The organism is Chitinibacter sp. SCUT-21, from assembly GCA_041874755.1.
Lineage (GTDB): Bacteria > Pseudomonadota > Gammaproteobacteria > Burkholderiales > Chitinibacteraceae > Chitinibacter.
In genome coordinates this window covers 3,369,990-3,395,233 of record CP102611.1, presented here as the reverse complement: position 1 = coordinate 3,395,233, position 25,244 = coordinate 3,369,990, and the positions used below count along the sequence as shown (strand labels likewise).

General features: G+C 50.1%; 20 protein-coding genes, 10 tRNA genes and 1 pseudogene. 25 read left to right on the top strand and 6 right to left on the bottom strand.

Annotated elements, in window-relative coordinates; genetic code table 11:
- Nucleotide 1: 1 nt before the first annotated feature.
- The 4 genes from serC to gyrA are packed head-to-tail and all read right to left on the bottom strand — an operon-like array spanning nt 2 to nt 4,799.
- On the bottom strand, nt 2-1,087 hold the full coding sequence (gene serC, locus NT239_15905; protein ID XGA71209.1) for a 3-phosphoserine/phosphohydroxythreonine transaminase: 1,086 nt from the start codon (nt 1,085-1,087) through the stop codon (nt 2-4).
- 47 nt (nt 1,088-1,134) lie between these two features.
- Complete coding sequence (locus tag NT239_15900; GenBank protein ID XGA71208.1) at nt 1,135-1,572, bottom strand: PaaI family thioesterase; 438 nt, start codon at nt 1,570-1,572, stop codon at nt 1,135-1,137.
- Nucleotides 1,573-1,582: 10 nt separating this feature from the next.
- Nucleotides 1,583-2,029: a PaaI family thioesterase gene (locus NT239_15895; GenBank protein ID XGA71207.1), complete on the bottom strand. Its 447-nt coding sequence runs from the start codon at nt 2,027-2,029 to the stop codon at nt 1,583-1,585.
- A gap of 40 nt (nt 2,030-2,069) precedes the next feature.
- Complete coding sequence (gene gyrA / locus NT239_15890) at nt 2,070-4,799, bottom strand: DNA gyrase subunit A (protein ID XGA71206.1); 2,730 nt, start codon at nt 4,797-4,799, stop codon at nt 2,070-2,072.
- A 656-nt stretch (nt 4,800-5,455) separates the two neighbouring features.
- Here gyrA and NT239_15885 point away from each other — a divergent pair.
- From NT239_15885 to NT239_15855, 7 genes and pseudogenes are all read left to right on the top strand, one after another.
- A pseudogene (locus NT239_15885) lies at nt 5,456-5,914 on the top strand (OmpA family protein).
- Between the two features lie 78 nt (nt 5,915-5,992).
- Nucleotides 5,993-6,616, top strand: coding sequence for an outer membrane lipoprotein chaperone LolA (lolA, locus tag NT239_15880; protein ID XGA71205.1), 624 nt, complete (start codon nt 5,993-5,995; stop codon nt 6,614-6,616).
- Nucleotides 6,609-7,919, top strand: a complete 1,311-nt coding sequence (locus tag NT239_15875; protein ID XGA71204.1) for a replication-associated recombination protein A — start codon at nt 6,609-6,611, stop codon at nt 7,917-7,919. The genes lolA and NT239_15875 overlap by 8 nt, the downstream gene beginning before the upstream one ends.
- A 160-nt stretch (nt 7,920-8,079) precedes the next feature.
- A complete protein-coding gene (gene serS / locus NT239_15870) occupies nt 8,080-9,354 on the top strand; it encodes a serine--tRNA ligase (GenBank protein ID XGA71203.1) in 1,275 nt (424 codons plus the stop codon).
- A 104-nt stretch (nt 9,355-9,458) separates the two neighbouring features.
- Complete coding sequence (locus NT239_15865; GenBank protein XGA71202.1) at nt 9,459-9,884, top strand: hypothetical protein; 426 nt, start codon at nt 9,459-9,461, stop codon at nt 9,882-9,884.
- An 11-nt stretch (nt 9,885-9,895) separates the two neighbouring features.
- A complete protein-coding gene (locus NT239_15860; protein ID XGA71201.1) occupies nt 9,896-10,843 on the top strand; it encodes a paraslipin in 948 nt (315 codons plus the stop codon).
- A gap of 42 nt (nt 10,844-10,885) precedes the next feature.
- Nucleotides 10,886-11,818, top strand: coding sequence for an exopolyphosphatase (locus NT239_15855; GenBank protein XGA71200.1), 933 nt, complete (start codon nt 10,886-10,888; stop codon nt 11,816-11,818).
- 44 nt (nt 11,819-11,862) lie between these two features.
- Here NT239_15855 and NT239_15850 read toward each other — a convergent pair whose 3' ends face one another.
- Both NT239_15850 and NT239_15845 read right to left on the bottom strand, forming a co-directional pair.
- The gene (locus NT239_15850; protein ID XGA71199.1) at nt 11,863-12,762 is read right to left on the bottom strand and encodes a hypothetical protein; all 900 of its coding nucleotides are present in this window, start codon (nt 12,760-12,762) and stop codon (nt 11,863-11,865) included.
- Between the two features lie 50 nt (nt 12,763-12,812).
- Nucleotides 12,813-13,130, bottom strand: a complete 318-nt coding sequence (locus NT239_15845; GenBank protein ID XGA71198.1) for a PilZ domain-containing protein — start codon at nt 13,128-13,130, stop codon at nt 12,813-12,815.
- 169 nt (nt 13,131-13,299) lie between these two features.
- On the opposite strand from NT239_15845, the gene NT239_15840 reads away from it, so the two are divergent.
- The 18 genes from NT239_15840 to NT239_15755 all read left to right on the top strand — a co-directional run bounded on the left by NT239_15840 (nt 13,300) and on the right by NT239_15755 (nt 25,168).
- Nucleotides 13,300-13,497, top strand: coding sequence for a hypothetical protein (locus NT239_15840; GenBank protein XGA71197.1), 198 nt, complete (start codon nt 13,300-13,302; stop codon nt 13,495-13,497).
- A gap of 150 nt (nt 13,498-13,647) precedes the next feature.
- Nucleotides 13,648-13,723: transfer RNA gene (locus tag NT239_15835), tRNA-Val, on the top strand.
- Nucleotides 13,724-13,767: 44 nt separating this feature from the next.
- Nucleotides 13,768-13,844, top strand: a tRNA-Asp gene (locus tag NT239_15830).
- Between the two features lie 11 nt (nt 13,845-13,855).
- Nucleotides 13,856-13,931 (top strand) — tRNA-Val (locus NT239_15825).
- 44 nt (nt 13,932-13,975) lie between these two features.
- Nucleotides 13,976-14,052, top strand: a tRNA-Asp gene (locus tag NT239_15820).
- Nucleotides 14,053-14,063: 11 nt separating this feature from the next.
- Nucleotides 14,064-14,139, top strand: a tRNA-Val gene (locus NT239_15815).
- 44 nt (nt 14,140-14,183) lie between these two features.
- A tRNA-Asp gene (locus NT239_15810) sits at nt 14,184-14,260 on the top strand.
- Between the two features lie 11 nt (nt 14,261-14,271).
- A tRNA-Val gene (locus NT239_15805) sits at nt 14,272-14,347 on the top strand.
- A 112-nt stretch (nt 14,348-14,459) separates the two neighbouring features.
- A tRNA-Asp gene (locus NT239_15800) sits at nt 14,460-14,536 on the top strand.
- A gap of 13 nt (nt 14,537-14,549) precedes the next feature.
- Nucleotides 14,550-14,625 (top strand) — tRNA-Val (locus tag NT239_15795).
- 67 nt (nt 14,626-14,692) lie between these two features.
- Nucleotides 14,693-14,769, top strand: a tRNA-Asp gene (locus tag NT239_15790).
- A 294-nt stretch (nt 14,770-15,063) separates the two neighbouring features.
- The gene (locus NT239_15785; GenBank protein ID XGA71196.1) at nt 15,064-16,137 is read left to right on the top strand and encodes a PAS domain-containing protein; all 1,074 of its coding nucleotides are present in this window, start codon (nt 15,064-15,066) and stop codon (nt 16,135-16,137) included.
- A gap of 60 nt (nt 16,138-16,197) precedes the next feature.
- Entirely contained in the window at nt 16,198-20,106 is a 3,909-nt protein-coding gene (gene hrpA / locus NT239_15780; protein ID XGA71195.1) for an ATP-dependent RNA helicase HrpA, read from the top strand.
- 70 nt (nt 20,107-20,176) lie between these two features.
- Nucleotides 20,177-20,857, top strand: a complete 681-nt coding sequence (locus tag NT239_15775; protein XGA71194.1) for an FRG domain-containing protein — start codon at nt 20,177-20,179, stop codon at nt 20,855-20,857.
- Nucleotides 20,858-22,145: 1,288 nt separating this feature from the next.
- Nucleotides 22,146-22,682, top strand: coding sequence for a GspH/FimT family pseudopilin (locus NT239_15770; GenBank protein XGA71193.1), 537 nt, complete (start codon nt 22,146-22,148; stop codon nt 22,680-22,682).
- On the top strand, nt 22,672-23,292 hold the full coding sequence (locus tag NT239_15765; GenBank protein XGA71192.1) for a prepilin-type N-terminal cleavage/methylation domain-containing protein: 621 nt from the start codon (nt 22,672-22,674) through the stop codon (nt 23,290-23,292). The genes NT239_15770 and NT239_15765 overlap by 11 nt, the downstream gene beginning before the upstream one ends.
- A gap of 2 nt (nt 23,293-23,294) precedes the next feature.
- Entirely contained in the window at nt 23,295-24,563 is a 1,269-nt protein-coding gene (locus NT239_15760) for a hypothetical protein (protein ID XGA71191.1), read from the top strand.
- Nucleotides 24,563-25,168 (top strand): prepilin-type N-terminal cleavage/methylation domain-containing protein, encoded by a 606-nt coding sequence (locus NT239_15755; GenBank protein ID XGA71190.1) that lies wholly within the window; start codon nt 24,563-24,565, stop codon nt 25,166-25,168. The genes NT239_15760 and NT239_15755 overlap by 1 nt, the downstream gene beginning before the upstream one ends.
- Nucleotides 25,169-25,244: the final 76 nt, after the last annotated feature.

The window sequence follows — 25,244 nt, the reverse complement described above, 5'->3', positions numbered from 1 at the left end:
CTTAGCCGTGTTGCTTGGCAAATTCGTTCATATAGTCAGCGAGCGCTTGGCAGCCTTCGATTGGCATTGCATTGTAAATCGACGCACGCATACCGCCGACCGAGCGATGGCCTTTCAATTGCAATAAATGACGCGCTTCAGCACCAGCCAAGAATTTGGCATCCAATTGGCTGTCGGCCAGAGTAAATGGAATATTCATCCGGGAGCGATCGGCCAAAGCCGTTGGGCAGTTGTAGAAGCCATTTGACGCATCAATCGCGGCGTAAACGATATTGGCTTTTTCAATATTTTTTTGCTCCATCACCGCCAAGCCGCCTTGCGCCAGAACATGCTTGTACACCAAGCCCGCCACATAAATACCAAACGACGGTGGAGTGTTGTACATCGAGCCATTATCAGCAAAGGTTTTGTAGTTCAACATCGTGGGTGTATCGCTGCGCGCCTTACCCAGCAAGTCCTCGCGCACGATACTCACCGCCACACCCGATGGCCCCATGTTTTTTTGTGCGCCGGCGTAAATCATGCCGAACTGGCTCACATCGACTGGACGCGACAGAATATTGGACGACATATCGCAAATTAGCGGCACGCCATTCGATTTTGGAATAAAGTTAAATTCAACGCCGCCGATGGTTTCATTGCTGCAATAGTGCAAAAACGCTGCGTCTTTGGTGCGTTTCCAATACGCTTCATCGGGCACGTAGCTGAAATTTTTATCTTCGCTGCTCGCCGCGATATTCACTTTGGCGTAGCGGCTGACTTCTTTAATCGCCACTTTGGACCAATGCCCGGTATTTACAAAATCCACCGTGCTATCGGCGCTAGCGAAATTGAATGGCAGCATCGCAAATTGCAAATGCGCGCCGCCTTGCAGGAATAACACTTTGTAGTTCTCAGGAATCGCGAGCAAAGTGCGCAGATCAGCTTCAGCCTCAGCCAAAATTTGGCCAAACTCAGGGCCACGATGGCTCATTTCCATCACACTCATGCCAGAGCCGTGCCAATCGAGCAATTCTGCTTGCACTTGACGCAATACTTCAGCCGGCAACACCGCAGGTCCAGAGGAAAAATTAAACACTTGAGTCATAAAGCCAATCTCGAAACAAAATTAGGAAAGCGAAGTAAGGGTTTATTCTAACTTAAAAGGAAGTGCGCTCGTGCCATTGCGACTGGTTTTGTTGGGTCGTCTTGCCAAGCTGTCATCAACACATTAGCGACGCGCTTGCCTTGGCGCACTATTTCGCAGCGCCCGTATAAATCGAGCGCTCGCGCAGAGCGTAAATAATCAATCGAGAAATCCACAATGCGCGGAATGCCAGCCGATTCGCGCGCCCACATCAAATGCAGCACCGCCGCGTTTTCTAAAAAGCCGCCAATGACTCCGCCGTGAATCGCCGGCAATAAAACGTTGCCGATGTTTTGCTCAGCGAAAGGCAAGTAAAACAAGGGTTCACCGGACTGTTCCCGCACTTGAACACCTAGCATTTTTGCATAGGGTATTGCTTGCAATGCTTTTTCTAGCATAGCGTGTGATGAAATACCTTCACATAAAGCAGAGATCGGTTTTTCCATAGCACACCTGTTAGCTAGCAGTTCGGGCAAAAGTTGCCACCGAATGGGCAACCGGCTTATCAGGGTCTTCTTGATAAGCCGTGGCGCGAGTAAATGCCACCGAATCAGTTAGGCGATAGCACTCTGCAGTGCAATACAGCGGCAAATCGGGTTTGGCTGGGCGTAGGTAATCGATGCGTAAATCGAGCGTAGCGGCAGCTTCGGGCGCATCAAGCAGGGTGTAGAGCGTGACACCGGATGCGGTATCGATCAACGAGGTGACCACCCCGCCGTGCAAAACACGCGTTTCGGGGTTGCCGATCAGTTCATTTTTGAATGGTAATTTCAGTGTGACTTTTGCGCGTTCGGCCGCTACCAACTCCAGCCCAAGCGCTTTACAATGCGGCAAGGCCATGAACCACGGCCCGACTTGCGCAAAAAAATCGGGGTTTGCCACGGGTAACCACAAGCTATTCATCGCAAACCCCTCTTTTTAAAACATCAATTGATTGCTAATTTTACTCAGTTTGTTCACCAGCAGGCGCATCACCGACTTCGGCGTCATTGGCATCCGCAATCGCCGCAACCTCAACGCCCTCTTCCTCATCCTCTGGTTCGCACACTTTTTCCAAGCCTGATAATTGCTCGCCATCGTCCAGATTGATCAAGCGTACACCCTGAGCCGATCGACCAGTTTCACGAATTTGCGCCACTTTGGTACGAATCAACACGCCGCCAGTAGTAATCAACATTACGTCGTCAGTTTCTTCAACCAGACTTGCCGCCACCAGTTTCAGACCGGTTTTATCGGTCAGATCCATCGCGATCACGCCTTGCGTGCCGCGACCAGACAGACGGAAGTCGCCGACTGGAGTGCGTTTACCGTAACCGCCGTTGCTGGCTGTCAGCACCATTTGCGTATCGGAATTAGCTACCAGCAGCGAGATCACTTTCTGATCTTCACCGAGCTTCATACCGCGCACGCCTTTCGAGTTACGACCCATAGGGCGCACTTTGCTTTGGCTAAAGCGTACTGATTTACCGGCATCGGAGAACAACATCACTTGATCGTCGTCGATCGCCACGGCTTCCGCTGAATCATCTGCGCTTTCGTCGTCGATGATTTCCTCGTCGCCAGCTTCGTCGTCTAGTACCGCGCCGCCTGCGCCACGCGTCAACGCTACACCGACCAGATAATTACCCTCTTCCAAGTTAATCGCGATAATGCCGCGCTTCATAGGGCGAGAAAAATCAGTCAACGGCGTTTTCTTCACTGTGCCGTCAGCGGTCGCCATAAAGACGTATTTATCTTCGCTAAATTCTTTGATCGGCAGAATCGCGTTGATTTTCTCGCCGTCTTCGAGCGGCAATAGATTGATGATCGGCTTGCCACGGCTAGTGCGGCCACCTTGTGGCAACTCATATACTTTGAGCCAGTAAACGCGACCCCGCGAGCTAAAGCACAGCATGTAGTCGTGCGTATTGGCGATAAACAGGCTGTCGATAAAGTCGTCGTCTTTCGTAGCCGCCGCTTGCTTGCCACGACCACCACGTTTTTGCGCCCGGTATTCTTCAACCGGCGTCGTTTTCATATAGCCGCCGTGTGTCAGCGTGACGACCATATCTTGCGGCGTAATCAGATCTTCTAGATTGATGTCTTCGCCGTGCGCAACGATTTCCGAACGACGTGCATCGCCATAATTGGCTTTGACTTCAGACATTTCGTTATGAATGATTTCGGTCACGCGTTCAGAGCGCGCCAAGATGTCGAGCAAGTCAAGGATTTTATCCATCACTTCTTTGTATTCGCCAACGATCTTGTCTTGCTCAAGCCCCGTCAAACGCTGCAAGCGCATTTGCAGAATTTCTTGCGCCTGAACATCCGACAAGCGATAGCCCGTGCCGGTCAAGCCGAACTCTTCACCCAAACCATCTGGGCGCGAGGCATTGATATCGGTACGCGACAACATGTCTTCGACCAATTCCGAGCGCCATTCTCGGCTCATCAACGCGACTTTCGCTTCGGGTGGCGTCGCAGCAGCCTTGATCAGCGCGATCATTTCGTCGACGTTAGACAGCGCAACCGCCAAACCTTCGAGCACATGACCGCGTTCACGCGCTTTGCGCAGCTCGAACACGGTACGGCGAGTAACCACTTCGCGACGGTGCTTCAAGAAGCACTCGAGCACTTGTTTCAGATTCAATAGACGCGGTTGACCATCAACCAAGGCGACCATATTGATACCGAAACTATCTTGCAACTGGGTATGTTTAAACAAATTATTGAGCACAACGTCGGCCATTTCACCGCGTTTAAGCTCAATCACCACGCGCATACCGGATTTATCCGATTCATCGCGTAGATCAGAAATACCTTCCAGCGTTTTTTCTCGTACCAACTCGGCAATACGTTCGAGCAAGCGCGCTTTATTCACTTGATATGGCAACTCATCAACGATAATCGCCTGACGATCGCCATTTTTGCCACATTCTTCAATGTGTGTACGCGAACGCATCACCACGCGGCCGCGACCTGTGCGGTAGCCTTCACGCACACCCGCCACGCCATAAATGATGCCGGCGGTTGGGAAGTCTGGCGCAGGCATAATGTCGATCAATTCGTCGATCGACATTTCAGGATTGGCCAACAGCGCCAAAGAAGCATCGATGACTTCAGTGATATTGTGTGGCGGAATATTCGTCGCCATACCAACGGCAATACCTGATGAGCCGTTGATCAATAAATTCGGAATTCGTGTTGGCAGAACCGTCGGCTCTAGTTCTTTCTCATCGTAGTTGGGCGTGAAATCGACGGTTTCTTTATCAATATCTGCCAACAGCTCGCTCGATACTTTTTCCAAACGGCACTCGGTATAACGATAAGCGGCAGCACGGTCGCCATCGATAGAACCAAAGTTACCCTGCCCATCAATTAAGGTGTAACGCAAGGAAAAATCTTGTGCCATCCGTACTAAGGCTTCGTAGGCTGCCGAGTCGCCATGCGGGTGGTATTTACCCAACACATCACCGATCACACGAGCACATTTTACATAAGGGCGATTCCAGACATTGCTGCTTTCGTGCATCGCAAACAAAATCCGGCGATGTACGGGCTTGAGGCCATCACGGACATCGGGCAAAGCACGTCCCACAATTACACTCATGGCGTAATCGAGGTAGGAGTGCCGCATTTCCTCTTCTAGGCTAACGGGGATGGTTTCTTTGGCAAAACTAAATTGTTCGGACATGCGTTTGGCGTTTTCTTTATGTTTGTATCTAGATTGTAGATTGAGTGGGCTCAAACCTTCCCATTCAACTTACAGTCTAAAAATAGATGGAAAAATACCACTTAGAGCAGCTCGCAATATTAGCACAGCACTGCCTGAGTACCAATCCCAGCCATTTTTGTAAGCAGATTGTGCATTTGTTTACAGAAATAGTATTGCCCAACACCAGCTTATGCTTCTAAAATATGACCAATAGAAAATTAGCACATTTGTTGATTAGCTCTAGATAGTGATGCACCGCTGTTTAGGGTTGATCATTAAATTTTGTTTCTATCGCAACTGCTGCTAAATTACAAAAAGTAATCTATACATGACATGCGCAATAGGTTTAGTGCTGTCGAACATCATTTATTGAAGCTTTATTAACGGAGAACCACTTCATGATCAAGCAATCTATCGCTTCTCTCGCAGTTGTTGCAGCTTTCGCTTCTTTTGGCGCGCACGCAGCTACTGATGCATACGTAACCAACAGCACAAACGTATCTGAAGCAAATCCAGAAGGTGTTGTGAAAAATGGTATCGGCGAGTGCTGGCAAACTGGCCTGTGGACTGCTGAAAAAGCTGCCACAGTTAAAGGCTGCCCAGGCTATGTAGAACCAGCTGCTCCTCCAGCTCCAGCTCCAGCTCCAGCTCCAGCTCCAGTTATCACCAAAAAGCAATTCACTCTGAAATCTGATGCATTGTTCGACTTCAACAAAGCAACTCTGAAACCAGAAGGCAAAGACGCTCTGGACGCATTGGTTGCTGAAGTTAAGAAAATGACAATTGATGCAGGTAGTGGCTCTGCTGTTGTAGTTGGTTACACTGACCGCATCGGTTCAGAAAAATACAACCAAGCGTTGTCTGAGCGTCGCGCTAATGCAGTTCGTGAATACCTCGTATCTCAAGCTCCAGATAAAGCGGATCGCATCACTGCTGAAGGTCGTGGCGAAGCGAATCCAGTAACTGGCGACACTTGCAACAACATCAAAGATACTAAGAAAACTCGCGCTAAACTGGTTGAGTGCTTGGCTCCAGATCGTCGCGTAGAAATCGAAATCAACGGTGTTAGTGTTGAAACGACTGAAGTTAAATAATTTTAACTTCTAACGTAAAAAGCCCCGCTTGCGGGGCTTTTTTTATGGTGAATATTCACAGCAAGGAACTTAATCAAAATGAGCAAAAAATCCACCTTCCATCGACTATTGCCAATTTTTTTAGCGAGTATTCTGCCAACCGCACAAGCCAATTCAATCACCGAATTGCAAACTTATTTGAGTAACACCAAGAGCCTGAGCGCCAACTTCACACAATCCGTACGCCAAAAATCGGGAAAAACTGAAAACTCCAGCGGCCAATTTCAGCTTCTTAGACCTGGCCAATTCAAATGGGTTTACGCCAAACCCTATAACCAAGAAATCATTAGCAATGGTCAACAAATCTGGCTCTATGACGTCGATCTAGCCCAAGTGACAATCAAACCCATCAACAAAGCCTTAGATGCAAGCCCAGCAGCGGTTTTGACAGGCAATAACAATCTACATCAAAACTTTAATTTACAATCACTGCCCAGCAAAAACGGCCTAAACTGGGTTGCTTTAAACCCAAAAAATAAAGAAGCCAGCTTTGCCCAAATCCGAATTGGCTTGCTCAAAGGGCAATTAAATATGATGGAATTGGATGACCAATTTAACCAAACAACCATCATCCAGTTCGACAAAGTGGCACACAATCAATCAGTAGCTCGCAGTATTTTCAACTTCATTCCACCCAAAGGAGTTGACGTCATTCGTGAATGATCTTTTTAGCACACAAAAAAATGAACCTCTAGCGGAACGATTGCGCCCCAAATCCGCTGCTGATGTTGTTGGACAACAACACTTACTTGGCACTGGCAAACCACTTTCTTTGGCTATTAAAAGCAAGAAAGCTCATTCAATGATTTTCTGGGGACCTCCAGGTGTTGGAAAAACAACACTTGCCCGTTTGCTCGCGAGTGAATTTGGAGCAGAACTCCTCGCCATTTCTGCGGTGTTTTCAGGGGTAAAAGACATTCGCATGGCGATGGAGCAAGCCCAGCAATATCAAATACTCGGCAAACGCACTATTTTGTTTGTCGACGAAGTCCATCGTTTCAACAAAGCACAGCAGGACGCTTTTTTGCCGTATGTTGAATCGGGCTTAGTCACTTTTATCGGCGCCACTACCGAAAACCCGTCGTTTGAGGTTAACGCCGCACTTCTTTCGCGCGCGCAAGTCTACGTACTGAAGTCCTTGAGCGAGAGCGAACTCAACGAGCTCATTGATCGAGCTTTAAAACATATCGAGCACGCAATCGATATTGATTCAGACGCGCGCCAATCCTTGTGCGCGATGGCCGATGGCGATGGTCGTCGCTTACTCAACTTAGTCGAGCAACTGCAGCAAGCTGCACGTGCCGCAAAACTCTCTCAAATTGACGCAGAATTTTTAGCGCAGGCGCTCAGCACCAATGGCCGACGTTTTGATAAAGGCGGCGATCATTTTTACGATCAAATTTCGGCTCTGCATAAATCCGTGCGCGGATCCAACCCCGATGCGGCGCTGTATTGGTTGACGCGCATGCTCGACGGTGGCGTTGACGCACGCTATTTATCGCGCCGCTTGGTGCGTATGGCCTGGGAAGACATTGGCCTTGCCGACCCGCGTGCGATGCAAATCGCCAACGATGCAGCCACCACCTTTGAGCGCCTTGGCTCACCCGAAGGCGAACTTGCATTAGCGCAAGCCGCAATCTATCTAGCGATTGCACCGAAATCCAACGCCGGTTACATGGCCTATAAGGCCGCCAAAGCCTTGGTGAGTAGCGATCAATCGCGCGAAGTACCCAATCATTTGCGCAACGCACCGACCAAACTGATGAGTGAACTTGGCCATGGCAAAGAGTACCGCTACGCGCACGATGAGCCCGAAGCCTATGCAGCCGGCGAAAATTACTTTCCAACAGGCTTAGAACACACCCAGTTCTATCGGCCCGTGCCACGCGGTTTGGAAAGCAAGATTGCTGACAAACTTCGCCACCTCAAAGAACTCGACGCTTTATGGCTGCAACAAAACAAATAATACCCAGCAACGTATTTAGCTACAGCTCAATATCTAAAAAATGTCCAACGATATACCCATAGAACAATTACAAATTACCGCAAATACATTAAGGCACTACGTTGAGTCAGCGCCTTGGTGTAAAATCGAACCATCCAAAATGTTTACAGACGCTTAATCAATGCTCGATATTCAACTGCTTCGTACCGATCTAGCCGCCGTCGCTGCCCGTTTGGCCGACCGCAAATTTGTCCTTGATACTGCCGCTTTCCAAGCTATGGAAGACGAGCGCAAAGTACTGCAAACACGCATGCAAGACTTGCAAGCCAAGCGCAATAGTTCGTCCAAGCAAATCGGCGCAGCCAAAGCCAAAGGCGAAGACGTTAGCGCGATCATGGCTGAAGTTGCGAGCTTGGGCGATGAGTTAAAAGCCGCAGAAACCGCTTTTGCTCAATTGGCCGACCGTTTGAATGCCCTGCTGCAAAGCATTCCTAACTTGCCAATGGAAGATGTGCCAAACGGCGTTGATGAAAGCGCTAACGTTGAAGTCGCTCGTTGGGGCACGCCGAAAACGTTTGATTTTGAAGTGAAAGATCACGTTGATTTAGGTGCGCCATTGGGTCTGGATTTCGAAACGGGTGCCAAATTGTCTGGCTCGCGCTTTACTGTGCTGAAAAGCCATATTGCCAAACTGCACCGCGCCTTGGCGCAGTTCATGCTCAACACCCACAGCAACGAGCACGGCTACGAAGAGGTTTACACACCGTATCTAGTCAATGCGGCGAGCATGCACGGCACCGGTCAGCTACCCAAATTTGAAGAAGACCTTTTCAAAGTTCCGCACAACGATGATTCGCTGTACCTGATTCCCACCGCGGAAGTATCGGTAACCAATTTCGTACGCGACACGATTTTGAAAACCAATGAGTTGCCGCTTAAATTCACTGCCCACACCCCGTGCTTCCGCTCCGAAGCGGGTTCTTACGGCCGCGATGTGCGCGGCATGATTCGCCAGCATCAGTTTGATAAAGTTGAATTGGTGCAAATCGTTCATCCAGAGCAATCGAGCGAAGCGCTGGAAGAATTGGTTGGCCACGCTGAAAAAATCCTGCAATTGCTCGAATTACCGTACCGCAAAATGTTGCTATGCACAGGCGATATGGGCTTTAGCAGCCAAAAAACCTACGATTTGGAAGTATGGTTGCCTGCACAAAACACTTACCGCGAAATTTCAAGCTGCTCGAACATGGGCAGCTTCCAAGCGCGTCGCATGCAAGCGCGCTTTAAAAACGAAGCGGGTAAAAACGAATTGGTGCATACACTGAATGGCTCTGGCCTAGCAGTGGGTCGCACCTTGGTCGCGGTGTTAGAAAACTATCAAAATGCCGACGGCAGCATCACAGTACCAACGGTCTTGCGCCCTTACTTGGGTGGTCTGGAGAAACTCAGCGCCTAAGCTGTGTTGCTCTAAATCAGCAAAGCGCACCCAAGGGTGCGCTTTTTTTGCGCCCAGAGTAAGACTGGTTTAGGCTGTGGTAACCCCACTCGGAAAAATCGCCAATGACCAATACCACGCTTTGGCTAATCGCTGGCGCAATTCTCATCGCCCTCGAATTATTCACCACCACATTTTATTTACTCGCAATTGCCGCTGGTTTTTTTGCCGCAGCAGCAGCCAGCGCACTGTCCTTGGGTAGTGCCGCACAACTTTTCATCGCCAGCGTCGTTAGCCTAATTGCCGGTCTTGCCATCAAAAAATGGAAGAAAGATCGAGCTTGCAGCAAAGAAATGCCGAGCGATGATATCGGCAAAGTAGTGCAAATCGAAGCTTGGCTCGATGATCGTCGCGCCCGCATTCTTTACCGTGGCAGTCATTGGGATGCGGTTCTTGCACCCCATTGCCAAGCGAGCGATACGGCGACATGGTATATCGCTGCAAACCATGGCACACAATTCGAAATTAGCAATACCCCACCCACAAATTAAAGGATGGCATCATGGGCTTAGAGTTTTCTGTTATTTTTCTTGCTGTGGTGATTATTTTTATCGCCAAAACCTTCAAAATCGTTCCGCAACAAAGTGCGCTGATCATTGAACGACTCGGTCGATTCCACGCCGTATTAGCGCCGGGGCTTAATTTTGTTATTCCCTTTGTTGATCGCGTCGCCTACAAGCACAGCTTGAAAGAAATCCCACTCGATGTACCGAGCCAAGTGTGTATCACGCGCGACAACACGCAATTGCAAGTCGACGGTATTTTGTACTTTCAAGTCCTTGACCCCCGCCTCGCCTCATACGGCACTTCTGATTACGTCTTGGCGATCAGTCAGCTCGCGCAAACCACGCTGCGCTCTGTCATCGGTAAATTGGAACTAGATAAGACGTTTGAAGAGCGCGATGAAATCAATCGCACGGTAGTGGCTGCGCTCGACGAAGCGGCGACGAGTTGGGGTGTGAAGGTTTTGCGCTACGAAATTAAAGATTTAACGCCACCGCAAGCGATTTTGCATTCGATGCAACAGCAAATCACCGCCGAACGAGAAAAACGCGCCCGCATTGCGCAATCTGAAGGTGTGAAACAAGAACAAATTAACCTCGCAACGGGCCAGCGCGAAGCGGCGATTCAAAAATCACAAGGTGATATGCAAGCGGCGATCAATCAATCGGAGGGTGAACGCCAAGCACAAATCAACCGTGCAACCGGCGAGGCTGAAGCCCTGCGACTAGTTGCCCACGCCACCGCCGAAGCAATCAATGCCGTTGCTAAAGCGATTGAACAACCTGGCGGTTTGCAAGCCGTAAATTTGAAAGTGGCCGAGCAATACGTGGGTGCGTTTGGCAATATCGCTAAGCAAGGCAATACGATGCTGCTACCGGGCAATGCCGCCGATGTGGCCAGCATGGTCGCCACCGCAATGAATGTGGTTCAGTCAGCAAAAAAGTGAAAAAGCTTCTAAGCTAAGTACAGTTGCTACAGGAGGATACTTATGTCTGACAAAAAATACCGCCTAGTCACCCGCAGTGATTTTGACGGGCTCGTGTGCGCTGTACTGCTCAATGAATTGGAAATGATCGATGACATCCTGTTTGTCCACCCCAAGGACATGCAGGATGGCAAAATCGCGATCGACGCCAACGATATCACAACCAATTTGCCCTACGTGCCTGGTGCGTATTTATCGTTTGACCATCATCTATCTGAAACACTGCGCAACACCACAGCTGCCGAAAATCATATCATTGATCCGAATGCCCCCTCTGCTGCACGTGTGGTCTACAACTACTACGGGGGGAAAGATCGATTTGCCAATATCTCCGAGGAGATGATGCTCGCAGTAGATAAGGCAGATTCTGCAGAATTCACCCGTGAGGAAATCTTAAATCCTTCAGGATGGGTACTACTAAACTATCTGATGGATGCACGGACTGGTCTTGGTCGATTCCGTAGCTTTACAATTTCAAACTATCAATTGATGATGGATTTGATTCAGTACTGCCACAGTCATGGCATCGAAGATATTTTGCAATTACCCGATGTCGTCGAGCGGATCGAGTTATACCGCGAACATGCACCATTAGCTAAAGAGCAAATTAAACGCTGTAGCCGTATATACGACAATTTAGTCGTACTCGATCTGCGCGAAGAAGACACGATTTATGCTACGAATCGCTTTATGATTTACGCGATGTATCCGCAGTGCAATATTTCAATCCATGTGATGTGGGGTGTACAGCAGCGCAATACCGTCTTCGCAACTGGTAAATCGATCATCAATCGCTCATCGCAAACCAATATCGGCGCACTTATGCTCGAATATGGCGGCGGAGGCCATGAGAACGCGGGCACTTGCCAAGTTGCTAACGAAGCTGTTGACAGCACATTGCGTGAGCTAATGTTGAAGATTACCTCTGATGGCTAAACACAGCATCAAAAAAAGCCGACAAACTGTCGGCTTTTTTACTGTTAAGGGTAAACATCAGCCTGCGTGGCCAGCAAGCCGTAACGCCCCGGACAAGGTTGCATCGAGACATGATGATAGGGCAATTTCTTCAAATCTAAACTCTGTTTCAACACCCCCAAACTCACCAAATCATAGCCTTGATTTTTCCAAGCGGCGAAAAGTTCATCAAGCTGTTGAACATAGCGCACATCAAAATCAGCCGCAATATTAAACACATGAAACTCACTGGGCCTAAGTTCAGTCAACTGCTTTAGATGATCAATGGCCTCAGCAATATCCATTTTTGGCAGTAGTTCTTCCAGCATTGGTAGCGTTACAGGAATTTGCGGGCAGCGCGTATATTCACCAGATACGATAGGCCAAAAAGGAAAAATGCCACGGCAATCGCTGGCAAACTCAAGTTGATGAATTTGATGCAATCGAAAAGCAGCACGATTGATCTGCCAACCACTCGCCGCATGGCAAATTACCTTAGCAGAAAATGTTTTTTCAAATTTTGCTAACGCATCATCATAAGCCTCGCGCGTCTGATTCATATCCCGCTGCATAATATTATTTTGCCAATCATATTGCTGGGCAGGGCGAACGCCATGCTCAAATGCAGATAAGGCCAATGAACTCAAACTAACGCTGACGACTTTTGCTAAATTTTTTGAGGGTTTAAAGCTACCGCGTAGTAAGGCAGAAACGTCATAACGCACTTTAAGCTTAATTTCGCTACGTCCAGGTGTACGTCGTATGTAGCGTGCGGGACGCAAGAAAGAACCATTTTTTTCATCGCCCAGCGCCCAAAACAAAGTGGCGCCAGCTTGATGAGACTGCAGAACGGGAATAATCTGAGGAAGGCCTACTGTTATTGCCTGCGAGGTATCTACGTCAATTTTCAGTGCAATACGCTTCATGAATCCGCTTTAAATCTGGGCTAGCTTGCAAAGTTGCTAGTGTAATGGAATTAAGCATACACCTGAACAATCTCTAGCCCCAATTCATACAAAGACGTCACTTTCAACTGATGACTACGTCGAACTCTGACTCGAGCAGAAAAAGGCTGCCGCTTCATCCCTTCCGTTCGTGCTGGCATCACATAAATATCAAATTCTTCATGCGGTCGTGGCACATAACTTGTTTGTACCGTCATACCCGTAACACTTAAATCAGTGCATTCACCATAAAACGGTAGCCCCAAATCCAATGGCCGAATTTTAACTTTACAATTCACCGCAACACGTAATGCCCCGCGCTGATCCCGCTCTTTCAGGCCTAAACTCATGCAAAACCCATAAACCATTATTTCGAAACAAAATCTTAACGCGCCCATCACTAGGCGCAAAGAGCCGACTATCAGCTCAGTTAGTTTTCCAGCTATACGAGTTGTATATTTCTTGCATAAGCAACGCTAACTCCACGAGGGGACGGCCATGTCTAGCATCAGCTCGGTAATGAACTTTAGCTCTTCTTTATCTCAAACGATGTTTCAAGGATCAAAACAAGCTGCCCAAGCAATCACCCAAGGGGCTGAACGACTTGACCGTAAAAAAGAAAACATTTCGCAACAAGCATTACAAAATCTACAAGAGCGACAGGCGACTGCGCAAAAAATGGATGAAGCCCGCACCAAAATCGATACTTTCGCATAAAATTTATCGCATTTATTATCAAATGCTTAGCAAAAAAGCGCCATTCATGGCGCTTTTTTTATTCTTTTTTTGCAGCAAAACAGTTGACGCTTAAACGTGTGCATGTTTTAATCCTGCCTCTCTGAAGCGACGGACGAAAGTCTTAGCTAAGGGTCGTTAGCTCAGTTGGTAGAGCGTCTGCCTTACAAGCAGAATGTCGGCGGTTCGACCCCGTCACGACCCACCACTTTCCCTTGACATGGAAAGTAGCAATGCAAGTTATACCACTGCGGAGTGGTAGTTCAGTTGGTTAGAATACCGGCCTGTCACGCCGGGGGTCGCGGGTTCGAGCCCCGTCCACTCCGCCAAAAGTTTTATTGGGTCGTTAGCTCAGTTGGTAGAGCGTCTGCCTTACAAGCAGAATGTCGGCGGTTCGACCCCGTCACGACCCACCACTTTCCCTTGACATGGAAAGTAGCAATGCAAGTTATACCACTGCGGAGTGGTAGTTCAGTTGGTTAGAATACCGGCCTGTCACGCCGGGGGTCGCGGGTTCGAGCCCCGTCCACTCCGCCAAAAGTTTTATTGGGTCGTTAGCTCAGTTGGTAGAGCGTCTGCCTTACAAGCAGAATGTCGGCGGTTCGACCCCGTCACGACCCACCACTTTCCCTTGACATGGAAAGTAGCAATGCAAGTTATACCACTGCGGAGTGGTAGTTCAGTTGGTTAGAATACCGGCCTGTCACGCCGGGGGTCGCGGGTTCGAGCCCCGTCCACTCCGCCAAAAGTTTTATTGGGTCGTTAGCTCAGTTGGTAGAGCGTCTGCCTTACAAGCAGAATGTCGGCGGTTCGACCCCGTCACGACCCACCACTTTCCCTTGACATGGAAAGTAGCAATACAAGTTATACCACTGCAGAGTAGTAGTTCAGGCGGCGTAGATTAGCAATTGAACAAACTCGATGCAGTAATTTAGTACCACTGCGGAGTGGTAGTTCAGTTGGTTAGAATACCGGCCTGTCACGCCGGGGGTCGCGGGTTCGAGCCCCGTCCACTCCGCCACCAGTTTTACATTGGGTCGTTAGCTCAGTTGGTAGAGCGTCTGCCTTACAAGCAGAATGTCGGCGGTTCGACCCCGTCACGACCCACCAAGCCTCTTAAAATCAAAAATTAATGCCGTCAGGCATTTTTTTTCGCCCAGAAAAAATTCACCACTGCGGAGTGGTAGTTCAGTTGGTTAGAATACCGGCCTGTCACGCCGGGGGTCGCGGGTTCGAGCCCCGTCCACTCCGCCATCCACCTCAGAATTGCTGTTGTTAGGCTACGCCTTATATCAACCAGTGTTCGCCAATCGCTTGCTTTCCAGTTAAACTCCAGCAGAAATAACACCACTTGCCGATGGCATACTGCTTATGACCCCTGAAACAAGCACAGCAAGCCTAGCAACACCCTGGGTTACCCGCATTCAGCGTCGCAGCCAATGGATCTCACTTGCCACTAGCATATTGATTTGTCTGGGTTTATTAGCAATCGACCTTGGATTAACACAAACCACTCAGATTAGTTTATTGGGCTTAGCACTGCTAAATATGGCAGCAATCGCTCTTGGCAAAGTGGTACTAAAACCTAAAGAAGAAAAAACGTACACTGATTCTCAAACCACGATCGTACCTCCCGCCAACCCAGTCGACGTACTCGCGGGCATACCTGATCTACTTTGGACCATCGATTATGCGAGCCGACGCGTCAGCTCGCATAATGACGCGCATATCGAGCACCATCCTGATGGTTGCCAATTTGCCAAACTCGCGAACATTTTCCCTGCTCGCGTTTCGCGGCAATACCTTGAAACACTAATCGAGTTACAAAATACACAACTACCGATTCGCTTCGAATACACACTAGGTAATCACGGCGAACAATATACTTTTGAAGCACGTCTATCACCCCTCAGTGAGCGCGACTGCGTCGTTGTAATTCGCGATATTTCGCATATTAAAGCCACTGAAGAAGCGCTATTTAAACAGCAAATTTTTACCCAACAAATCATCGACTCCAGCCCGAATCTGGTTTTTATTCGCGATCAATACGGCCGCTTCCTGCTCGTCAATCAAACCACACAAACCCTACTGGGGCATGACCTGCTAGTCCATTCACATATGGGCTTGGATGACGATACCCCCATATTAGGCAAAGGGGACGCCGAAGTCTTCGCTACGGGCAAAACGCTGCGTATTGAGGACAGCTGCGTTTTACCCAGCGGCCGCACTCACTGGTTTGACATCACCAAGGTGGCGGTCGAGCGCGAAGGCAAAACCTATCTGTTGAGCATCGCCATCGACATCACCACGCAAAAAGAGCAAGAAGCGGCACGCGACGATTGCAAAGCTTTGGTCCACGCCATGGCACACGCGCTACCGCACGCCTTTATGCTGGTGCAATACGATCAAATTTTATTTGCCAATCACGCCGCTTGCACGCGCCTTGGCCTTAGCCCTGAACTGCTGATCGGCGAATCGCTTAAAACAATCAGCAGCGAGCCCATTGCCAGTGCCAATGGCGACGAAATTAAACTCAGCAGCAGCCAGGGTGAAGAAATCCGTTGTAGCGTTCGGCAACTCGAGCCAAGCTTGGCCGCAAGCCAATTGATTACATTGCACTAAGGTCAGCCACTGCCCGTGTTAAAATCGCCGCCTTGATTTTATCAATTCAACGCAGCGGCAATGACACTTACACTTCGGGATCTTCCAGCGCTTCGCGCCCAGCTTAACGACTGCCAAAGCAGCGATCGTCACCCGCTTTCACGGCTAATTAGCCAAATGGGCGATCGCATCAAGCGCAATCAGCCAACCGATCAATTGCAGGTCCAATTTGCTGCAGGCGTTGAAAAATCACTCGCCAAAACTGTCCTTCGCCGCGAAAAGCTACCAACGCCGGAATATGATGATTTTCTGCCGGTCAATCAGCGCCGCGATGAACTCAAAGCCGCGATTGCCAAGCATCAAGTCGTTATCGTTTGCGGTGAAACCGGTTCGGGTAAAACCACGCAGCTACCGAAAATCTGCCTCGAACTCGGTCGCGGCATCCATGGCTTAATCGGCCACACGCAGCCTCGCCGCTTGGCCGCACGCTCGGTCGCCAGCCGCATTGCGCAAGAATTGAAATCCGAAATCGGCCATTACGTTGGCTATAAAGTGCGCTTTACCGATAAAAGCTCGCCCGCCAGCTATATCAAGCTGATGACCGACGGTATTTTGCTCGCCGAGTCACTCAGTGATCGCTATCTGAATAACTACGACACCATCATCATCGACGAAGCGCACGAGCGCAGCCTGAATATTGATTTCTTGCTCGGCTATTTAAAGCAAATTCTGCCGAAACGCCCCGATCTGAAAGTCATCGTCACCTCCGCGACGATTGATGCAGATCGCTTTAGCAAACATTTCGACGGCGCACCGGTGCTGGAAGTATCGGGTCGTACTTATCCAGTTGAAGTACGCTACAAGCCGCTGGCCAGCACCGACGAAGACGATCAAGAAATCGAGATGGAAGAAGCCATCGCCAATGCGGTCGACGAGCTGTGGCGCCGCGATGGCAGCGGCGATGTACTGGTGTTTTTGCCGGGCGAGCGCGAAATTCGCGAAACGATGGACGAGCTACGCAAAGCCAAATTACGCGACGCTGAAGTGCTGCCGCTATTTGCCCGATTATCCAATGAAGACCAGCAACGTATCTTTCGCCCTAGCAGTACTGGCCGACGTATCGTGCTGGCGACCAATGTCGCTGAGACTTCGCTGACGGTACCCGGCATCCGTTATGTCATCGACAGCGGCCAAGCGCGGATTAACCGCTACAGCCCGCGCGCTAAGGTTGAACAGCTCTTAATCGAAAAAATCTCGCAAGCCTCCGCGCGCCAGCGCGCAGGTCGTTGCGGCCGCGTTGCCAGCGGTATTTGCGTGCGCCTGTATTCGGAAGAAGACTTCAACCTGCGCCCGCCGTTTACCGACCCCGAAATCGTCCGCTCCAGCCTCGCTGGCGTTATCTTGCGCATGGCGGCGCTACGCCTTGGTCGCGTTGATGAATTCCCATTTCTGGAAGCGCCATCGGGCAAGCTGATCGCCGACGGCTACCAGCAATTGCGCGAACTCGGCGCGGTGGACGAGCAAGACCGCCTCACGCAAATCGGCCAGCAACTGGCGCGCCTGCCGATCGATCCGCGCGTGGGCCGCATGTTGCTCGCTGGGCAAGACGAAGGCTGTTTGAAAGAAATGCTGATTATCGCCTCGGGCCTGTCGCTGCAAGACCCGCGCGAGCGCCCGTTCGATGCGCGCCAAGCCGCCGATCAAGCGCACGCCAAGTTTACCGAGGAAAAATCGGACTTCCTTTCCTACCTGCGCCTGTGGGATTTCTTTGAAAAACTACTCGCCGATAAAACCTCAAACCGCCAGTTGGTGCAGGAATGCCACCGCAATTTCCTCTCGTACTTGCGCCTACGCGAATGGCGCGAGCTACACAAGCAATTGTCGGAAATGGCGAGCGAATTACGCGTCAACGAAAAGCCCGGCACCTTCGAGCAAATCCACAAGGCACTGATCACCGGCCTACTTGGCAATCTGGGCTTTAAGCAGCCAGAAAACGACGAATATCTGGGCGCGCGCGGGATTAAATTTAATGTTTTCCCCGGCTCTGGCCTGAAAAAAGCGCGGCCCAAATGGATCGTCGCCGCCGAGCTGGTTGAAACCAGCAAACTCTACGCGCGCTGCGTCGCGGCGATTGAGCCGGAATGGGTCGAAAAACTCGCGCCGCATTTGATCAAGAAACAATATTTCGACCCGCACTGGAGCAAAGAGCAAGCGCAAGTCAGCGCATCCGAACGTATCACGCTGTATGGCTTACCGATTGTGGCGCGCAGACGGGTACACTACGGTAGTATCAACGCCGCCGAATCACGCGAGATTTTCATCCGCGAAGCCTTGGTGCGCTTTAACTATCACAGCAAGGCCAAATTCTTTGAGCACAACTTCGCCCTGCTGCTCGACGTAGAAGAGCTGGAACACAAAGCGCGCCGCCAAGACGTCTTGGTCGACGAAAACGCACTGTTCGCCTTTTTCGACGCCAAAATCCCTGCCGACATCGTTAACGGCGCGGGCTTTGAAGCGTGGCGCAAACAGGCTGAAAAACTCAACCCAACGCTGCTGTATTTAAGTAAAGAAGATCTGATGCAGCACAGCGCCGCAGCGGTGACTGAAGAGCAATATCCGGAATTCTTCCGCCTGCAGGACGCCAAGCTGCCACTGGGGTATCGCTTCGAGCCCGGCCATGTGCTTGATGGGGTGACGATTACCCTCCCCCTGCATTTACTCAATCGCGTTAATCACGCGACCTTCGATTGGCTGGTGCCGGGCTTAATCCGCGAAAAAATTACGCTACTGATTAAATCGTTACCGAAACCAATCCGACGCCTGTGCGTGCCGGTGCCCGACTTTGCCACCAAGATGATGGTGGCGCTCGAAAACGCCGACCGCGAAGCACCGCTGCTACCGCAATTGGCACAAGCCGCTACGCGCGGCTGCGGTCAGCCGGTCAGCGCCGATGATTTCAATGGATCCGATTTACCGATCCATTTGCGGATGAACTTCCGCATCGTCGACGACGCAGGCCAAGAGCTGGCGCAAGGCCGCGATTTGATCGCGATTCGCGCGCAACTCGGTGAAGCCGCGCAACTCACCTTCCGCGATACGGCGGACGAGAGCACCGGCATCGAAAAATCGGGCATTACGAAATGGGACTTTGGCGATCTACCGGCCAAAATCAATTTCAAACGCCACGGCAAAGCGATGACCGGCTACCCCGGCCTCGTGCCCGATGAAGACGAAGCAGGCAAAGAATGCGTCGCGATTCGGCTGTTTGACACCGAACACGCCGCGAACGAAGCGCACCGCGCCGGCGTCGTGCGGCTGCTGCAGTTCGAGCTCAAAGAGCACGTCAAGCAATTGCCGAAAGCCCTGCCCAACTTTAACCAGCTGGCGATTCATTACCGCAGCTTGGGCAATAGCGACGAGTTGATGGCCGATGTGATCACCTGCATCTGCAACCGCGCCTTCTTGGGCGAAGACGAAGCGCCGCGCAAGAAAAAAGATTTCGACGATCAGAAAAGCCGCGCCAAAGTGCGGCTACCGTCGGTACGTGATGCGGTACTGCGTACGCTGAACGACATCGCGCCCGATTTTATTGCGCTCGGCACGCTGCTTGCCAAAGGCGGCAATATCCAGAACGAGCTAAAAACGCAGCTGGGCGAGCTGATCTACAAAGGCTTTCTCACCGCCACGCCATGGGAGCAATTACCACGGCTGCCCATTTACATCAAAGCAATGAAAATCCGCCTCGAAAAACGCGTCCAAAATCCAAACCGCGACGGCCAGCGCGGCGCGGAAGTGAGCGAGTTGATGCAGCGGTATATCGCTGAAGTCGACAAATGGCAACGCGAAGGGAGAGATACCGCCACCCTACTGCCGTTCCGCTGGATGATCGAGGAATTACGTGTGGGGCTGTTTGCACAAGAATTACGCACGCCGTATCCGGTATCGGTGAAGCGGCTGGATAAGGTTTGGGCGGAGATTACCAAGCGGTAATGGCGTGTGATGTGTAGGGTGGGTTAGCCGAAGGCGTAACCCACCATTTTCAGAAAATGAGGATTTTTTGATGAGAATTGAAAATTTCATTCAATTGCACCAAAAATTTAGCGAGTTCAGATCTGATAAAAGATGGTATTTTCGTGGTCAATCCAACCCCGATTGGAAAATCATTCCAAAAGCAGGGAGAGCCCCTTACGATAAAGTTTCGGACAAAACAGTATTTGAAGCTTGGAAGCGCCAAGCAATTGCATACTTACCAAATAGACCGCAATCAGATTGGGAATGGTTGGCTATAGCTCAGCATCACGGATTAGCGACTAGGTTACTCGACTGGACCACTAATCCGCTAGTTGCGACTTTTTTCGCCATTGATGATGACAGCAATAATGACTCGATTATCCTTGCCGCACAATTTAATAAGCAGGTCTCATTAGAGGCGCTAAGTAAAAGCCCAATGGAACATGAGCACTTAGCGGTCTTCCGTCCCCCTAGGACAGCGAATCGAATTACAAATCAAGGCGGATTGTTCACAATACATCCAGACCCACGATTGGAGCTAAGCAAAGAATCGACAGGGGTCCATCAATTCGAACAGATCGTCATAGCCCAAGAGTATAAAAAAGAACTCAAAACAGAGTTGTCATATTACGGCATTAATTCAGCAACTATTTTCCCAGATCTTGATGGACTATCTCGATTTACAAACTGGACCATAGAATCGAGCGAATATTGGAAGTTTCCATTTTAATTAATGCGGCTGGCTGGCTAAGGTTACTCACGCCAATTTTTGCTGCTAATTTCCTAAACCGCCATCTATGGCGGTTTTTTATTTACCTGCCGCAATTGATCAAGCTGGGATTGGCGGCTATGCGCCGCGGCACTTACTTTCCTTGCTTCGCCAAGGAAAGTAAGCAAAGGAAGGCGACCCCACATCTGCGCGGGCTACGCCCGTTCCCTCGCTGCGGACAGTCGAGGCGGCGGCTGCGCGACTTGGCCTGCGGCCTTCGAACAGTGCTCGCCGAAACCCCGCCCCGCCTGTTCCTCGCTCGGCGCTGATGTAGGGGAATTAGCGCAGACCAATGATTGCGGCATATACATGGCTACGTGTTGATCTGGAAGTCAATTTGAACTTAACCTCCATCGATATACCCACACCATCTTTGTAGGGTCGGCTTTAGCCGACCTTTTTGATCGTGCTTGGTCGGCTAAAGCCGACCCTACAGTTGCTGCTGATTAGTACAGATTGCCCGTGGAGCCGCGCCGCTTTAAAAAGTCATGGCGAGGTTTTAAGCCGCGTAGTGTTTGAGCGTTGCGACGTTAGCGCAACGCGAGTTGTAGCGGCGCCTCGCCGTGGCTTTTTCAAGCGGGGTTTCGCGGCGATCGGGCGCGCGAGGGTTGCAAGGGACGGCGCAAGACCCGTCCCTTGCTCGTCTGGCCGGCGAAACGGCCGGTTCACCGCCTGCGCCTGCAGGCCATACAAACACCAAATAATCACCAGATCCTCGCTCGGCTTGACGTAGGGGATTGGGCGCAGCCCAACCGTCTAAGCACATACCTACCATAGTGTCGCTCCGAAGAACAATTTTAAAAAAGGATTGGTTGATATACCCCTGCATTTTCTAGAGCGGATTGCCCGTGGAGCCGCGCCGTTTGAAAATGACTCAGCGAGGCTTGGCGGCTTGCCGCCTTAGCGCAGACTGTGGCCTTGAACCATTTGACGCAGCAAGCTGCGCGACGCTAGCGTATCGCGAGTTTGCCGCCGCGACCTGCCAATTGCTAAACGATAGGCACATCAGGACGGCCGGCTAATGCCGCATTGGCGGTACATGATCCATCGACCAAGAGCAACAGCGTTCGCAACAAAGGCAAAATTGACAAGCTGATGCATAGCAAGAATGCTTGCTTACATACGTCTAGACTTTGCAATCGGCTCTATTTAATCCGCTCTTCTTACCCAACTGACCGCCAATCAATTTTTTCTCAATACCTGCTCGATATCTGTAACAATTCAACAAATCTAACAACGCTTTAAGTCAATGCTCGCACCTCAACGTGGTTTTACGCTGATCGAAATGATGATCACGGTCGTTATCCTAGGGATAGTTCTTGCAATCGCTGCGCCAAATATGATGTCTTTTGTGAGCAGCACACGTGTGAAATCCATTACCGAAAACTTAGCGCAAGATTTAATTCTGGCCCGCTCAGAGGCCATCCGCCGCAATAAGCCCGTGTATTTGAACGTGCAAAACACTTGCTATGGCCTAAGCGCCAAAGGCTCGCATTGCAATTGCACGGTGACCGATATCAGCAACAGCAATTACTGTGAAGTCAAACAAGTCACCGCCACGCCGGTTAATTTAGCGCCAGCAAGTGGTCAATTTGATCAATTAATTTTTGATTCAGTGCGCGGCTTACCAATGTCCAATAGCTTTGGCATGCTCAACAGCACGCAAAATATCAGCATCACTAATAGTAGCTATACAGCCCAGGTTAAAATGACCATTATTGGTGGGGTATGCATCAGCTCGTCAGCAGGCGCAAACAAAGTAGCAGGATACCCCAATGCTTGCTAAACAAATTTCTGCCAAACAAGCTGGTTTCACCCTGATCGAGATCATGGTGGCACTCGCGCTCGGCTTATTGGTGATGGGCGCAGCTTTTTCATATTTTTTAAGTACATTGCAAACCAGCAAATCTTTGCTGCTGCAAAGCAAACTGCAGCAAGATATTCGCAGTACCGCCACATTGATGCAGCGTGATATTCGCCGCGCTGGATATGCCCCAAGGGGCAGTACGAATGCTGCTGTGGTGAGCATCATTTGGCTGGGGCGCACGAATGCCTCGCTAACCACGAATAACTGCATTATTTATCGCTACGTCGATGAGCGTGGCAATTTACGCAATAGTGGATTTTTGCTGAACACCGATGGCAAGCTTTACATGAAAACGGCGGGCGCTGACAACACCTGTGCGGTGAGCAGTGATTGGAGCGAAGTAACCTCGGCCAATAATGTGGAAGTGACCGCTTTCACTGTTGACTACTTTAATTTCGGCAATCAACCACGAATTCTAATTAATTTGGCATCCCGATTACGCACCGATACTACGGTTAAACTGCCAATTAATTTGCAAATTGTGCTGCCTAATGCCCCTGCTCCGGGCAATGCAACCGCAGGTTCTTAAGTATGCCCAAACTTTACTACCCTAAAAAACAAGCTGGCGTTGCCACACTATTGGTTTCAGTTATTTTGCTGCTGGTATTGGCAATCATGACTTTGTACAGCAATCGCTCAGTCATCTTGGAGCAACGCAGCGCCACCAATGAATACAAACAAGCTCAAGCCCTGGAAGCAGCTCAATCTGGGCAGGCTCGCTTTATTACCCAAATAGCCACCAACTGGAATACTTATTTCACCCAAAGTGGCACAACCCTCACTTTGCGGCCAGCTTTTGCCAATAGCTTAAATAATGTGGGTTATTTGAATAGTCTAGGCAATACCTATGCCCATAATTTTGCTGCTTCAGGCTGGAATGTGGCCATTTCAGGAGAGCTAACTCAACCTACGGATAATGACGGTAATACCCTGAGCGGGATCAGCCAGTCTTATCGCGTGTATCTGGCCGCAACGACGACCCCCAATCGATTTACCCTCATCTCACAGGGTTGTGCTGATACCACTAATTGCACCAATCCCTATGCGGAGGCCTTTGTGGTTACCGATTTTAATATTGGACCTGGGGCAATTTGTCCGCTTGATATCAATGGCACACTGACCATTGGCAACACGTATTCGCCGCCGCCATCCATCCATGGCTTTACCGGTTCGATGACAGAATATAACTGCGGCATTTCAGTTGGCGCCATCGCTGGCAATGATGCCAGCGTGACGGGCTGTAAGGTCGATTGCCAGAATAATCCAGGTGATCGGTATACGCCACGCTATCAAGTGACTGGCTCGATTCCAAATGACGCGCATTTTCAAAAATACTTTAGCGGTCAAACGCAGGCCCAAATTTTCGCCCAACGCACCAGTCAAAACGGCGCATCGCCGCGAACAGCTTGCGTCATTACCGGCAATGCCACACAGGCAGATTTAACCGCCTGTACCGCCGCAGGGATTAGCCAAATTTATGTCACCGGTGATGTCAACATCAACAGTAGCACTGCCAATTTTGGCTGGGGATTTCCCGCTGGGGTCGAGCTGATCGTGGGGGGGAACTTTAACCTGAATAACAATACTTTATCGATGTTTGGCATGCTGTATGTAGTGGGCAATACCGGCCAATCATCGCTTGGCGGCAGCTTGTTTCTGCAAGGCACTGCCGCATTTGCTGGCAATGTAACTGGTGATTTATCATTAAATGTCAATGCCAACCCCACCTATTCTCGCGTCCCAGCTGGCAGCGCGGGGGTTGCAGCGACACTCTTTAATGGCTCATGGAGGGATTTCTAATGACTAAAGCACAAACTGGCTTTAGTTTGATCGAGGTATTGATCTCGGTCGCCATTTTAGCCATTGGACTGTTAGCCCTAGCCGGATTTAATGGCAATCTGTATCGCAGTGTTAGCTATAGCAATGAGCGCGCCAAAGCAATGGCCGCAGTACAGCAGCAAATTGATTATTTCCGCGCGATCGGCGTGACCTCGAGCGGGCAAGACACGGGTAATTGCAATAATGCCGATGGATCAATTCATAGATCTTGGGTTGTTAGCACTGTTTCTGGCATTAGCAATCTGCGAAATATGACTATTCATGCTTGTTGGACCGATTCGACAGGGACAAAACAAGAAATCGCAGTGAGTACGCAAATTAATGTCGCAGCCGCTTCGGCAACTACGGCGCCCGCCGCCACTGCAGCTCCGAGTGTTACAGCAGCACCATGCAGCGCGCCAGCTTATGTTGATCGTTCGCAATACAAAGATGGGGATATAGTTAAAAATCTTGGCTATAAGTATGTTTGCATTGTTGGGGGTTGGTGCTGGATTGGGGGGCCGTACGCTCCGGGCACTGGTGCCAACTGGAAAGACGCTTGGCGACTCGAAGGCGCATGTGAATAAACTTCACAACGAATCAACGATCATAGGTTAGAATGCAGCAATAAAATAAGGGGGCGCTTTTCGCCCTCTTCTTTCT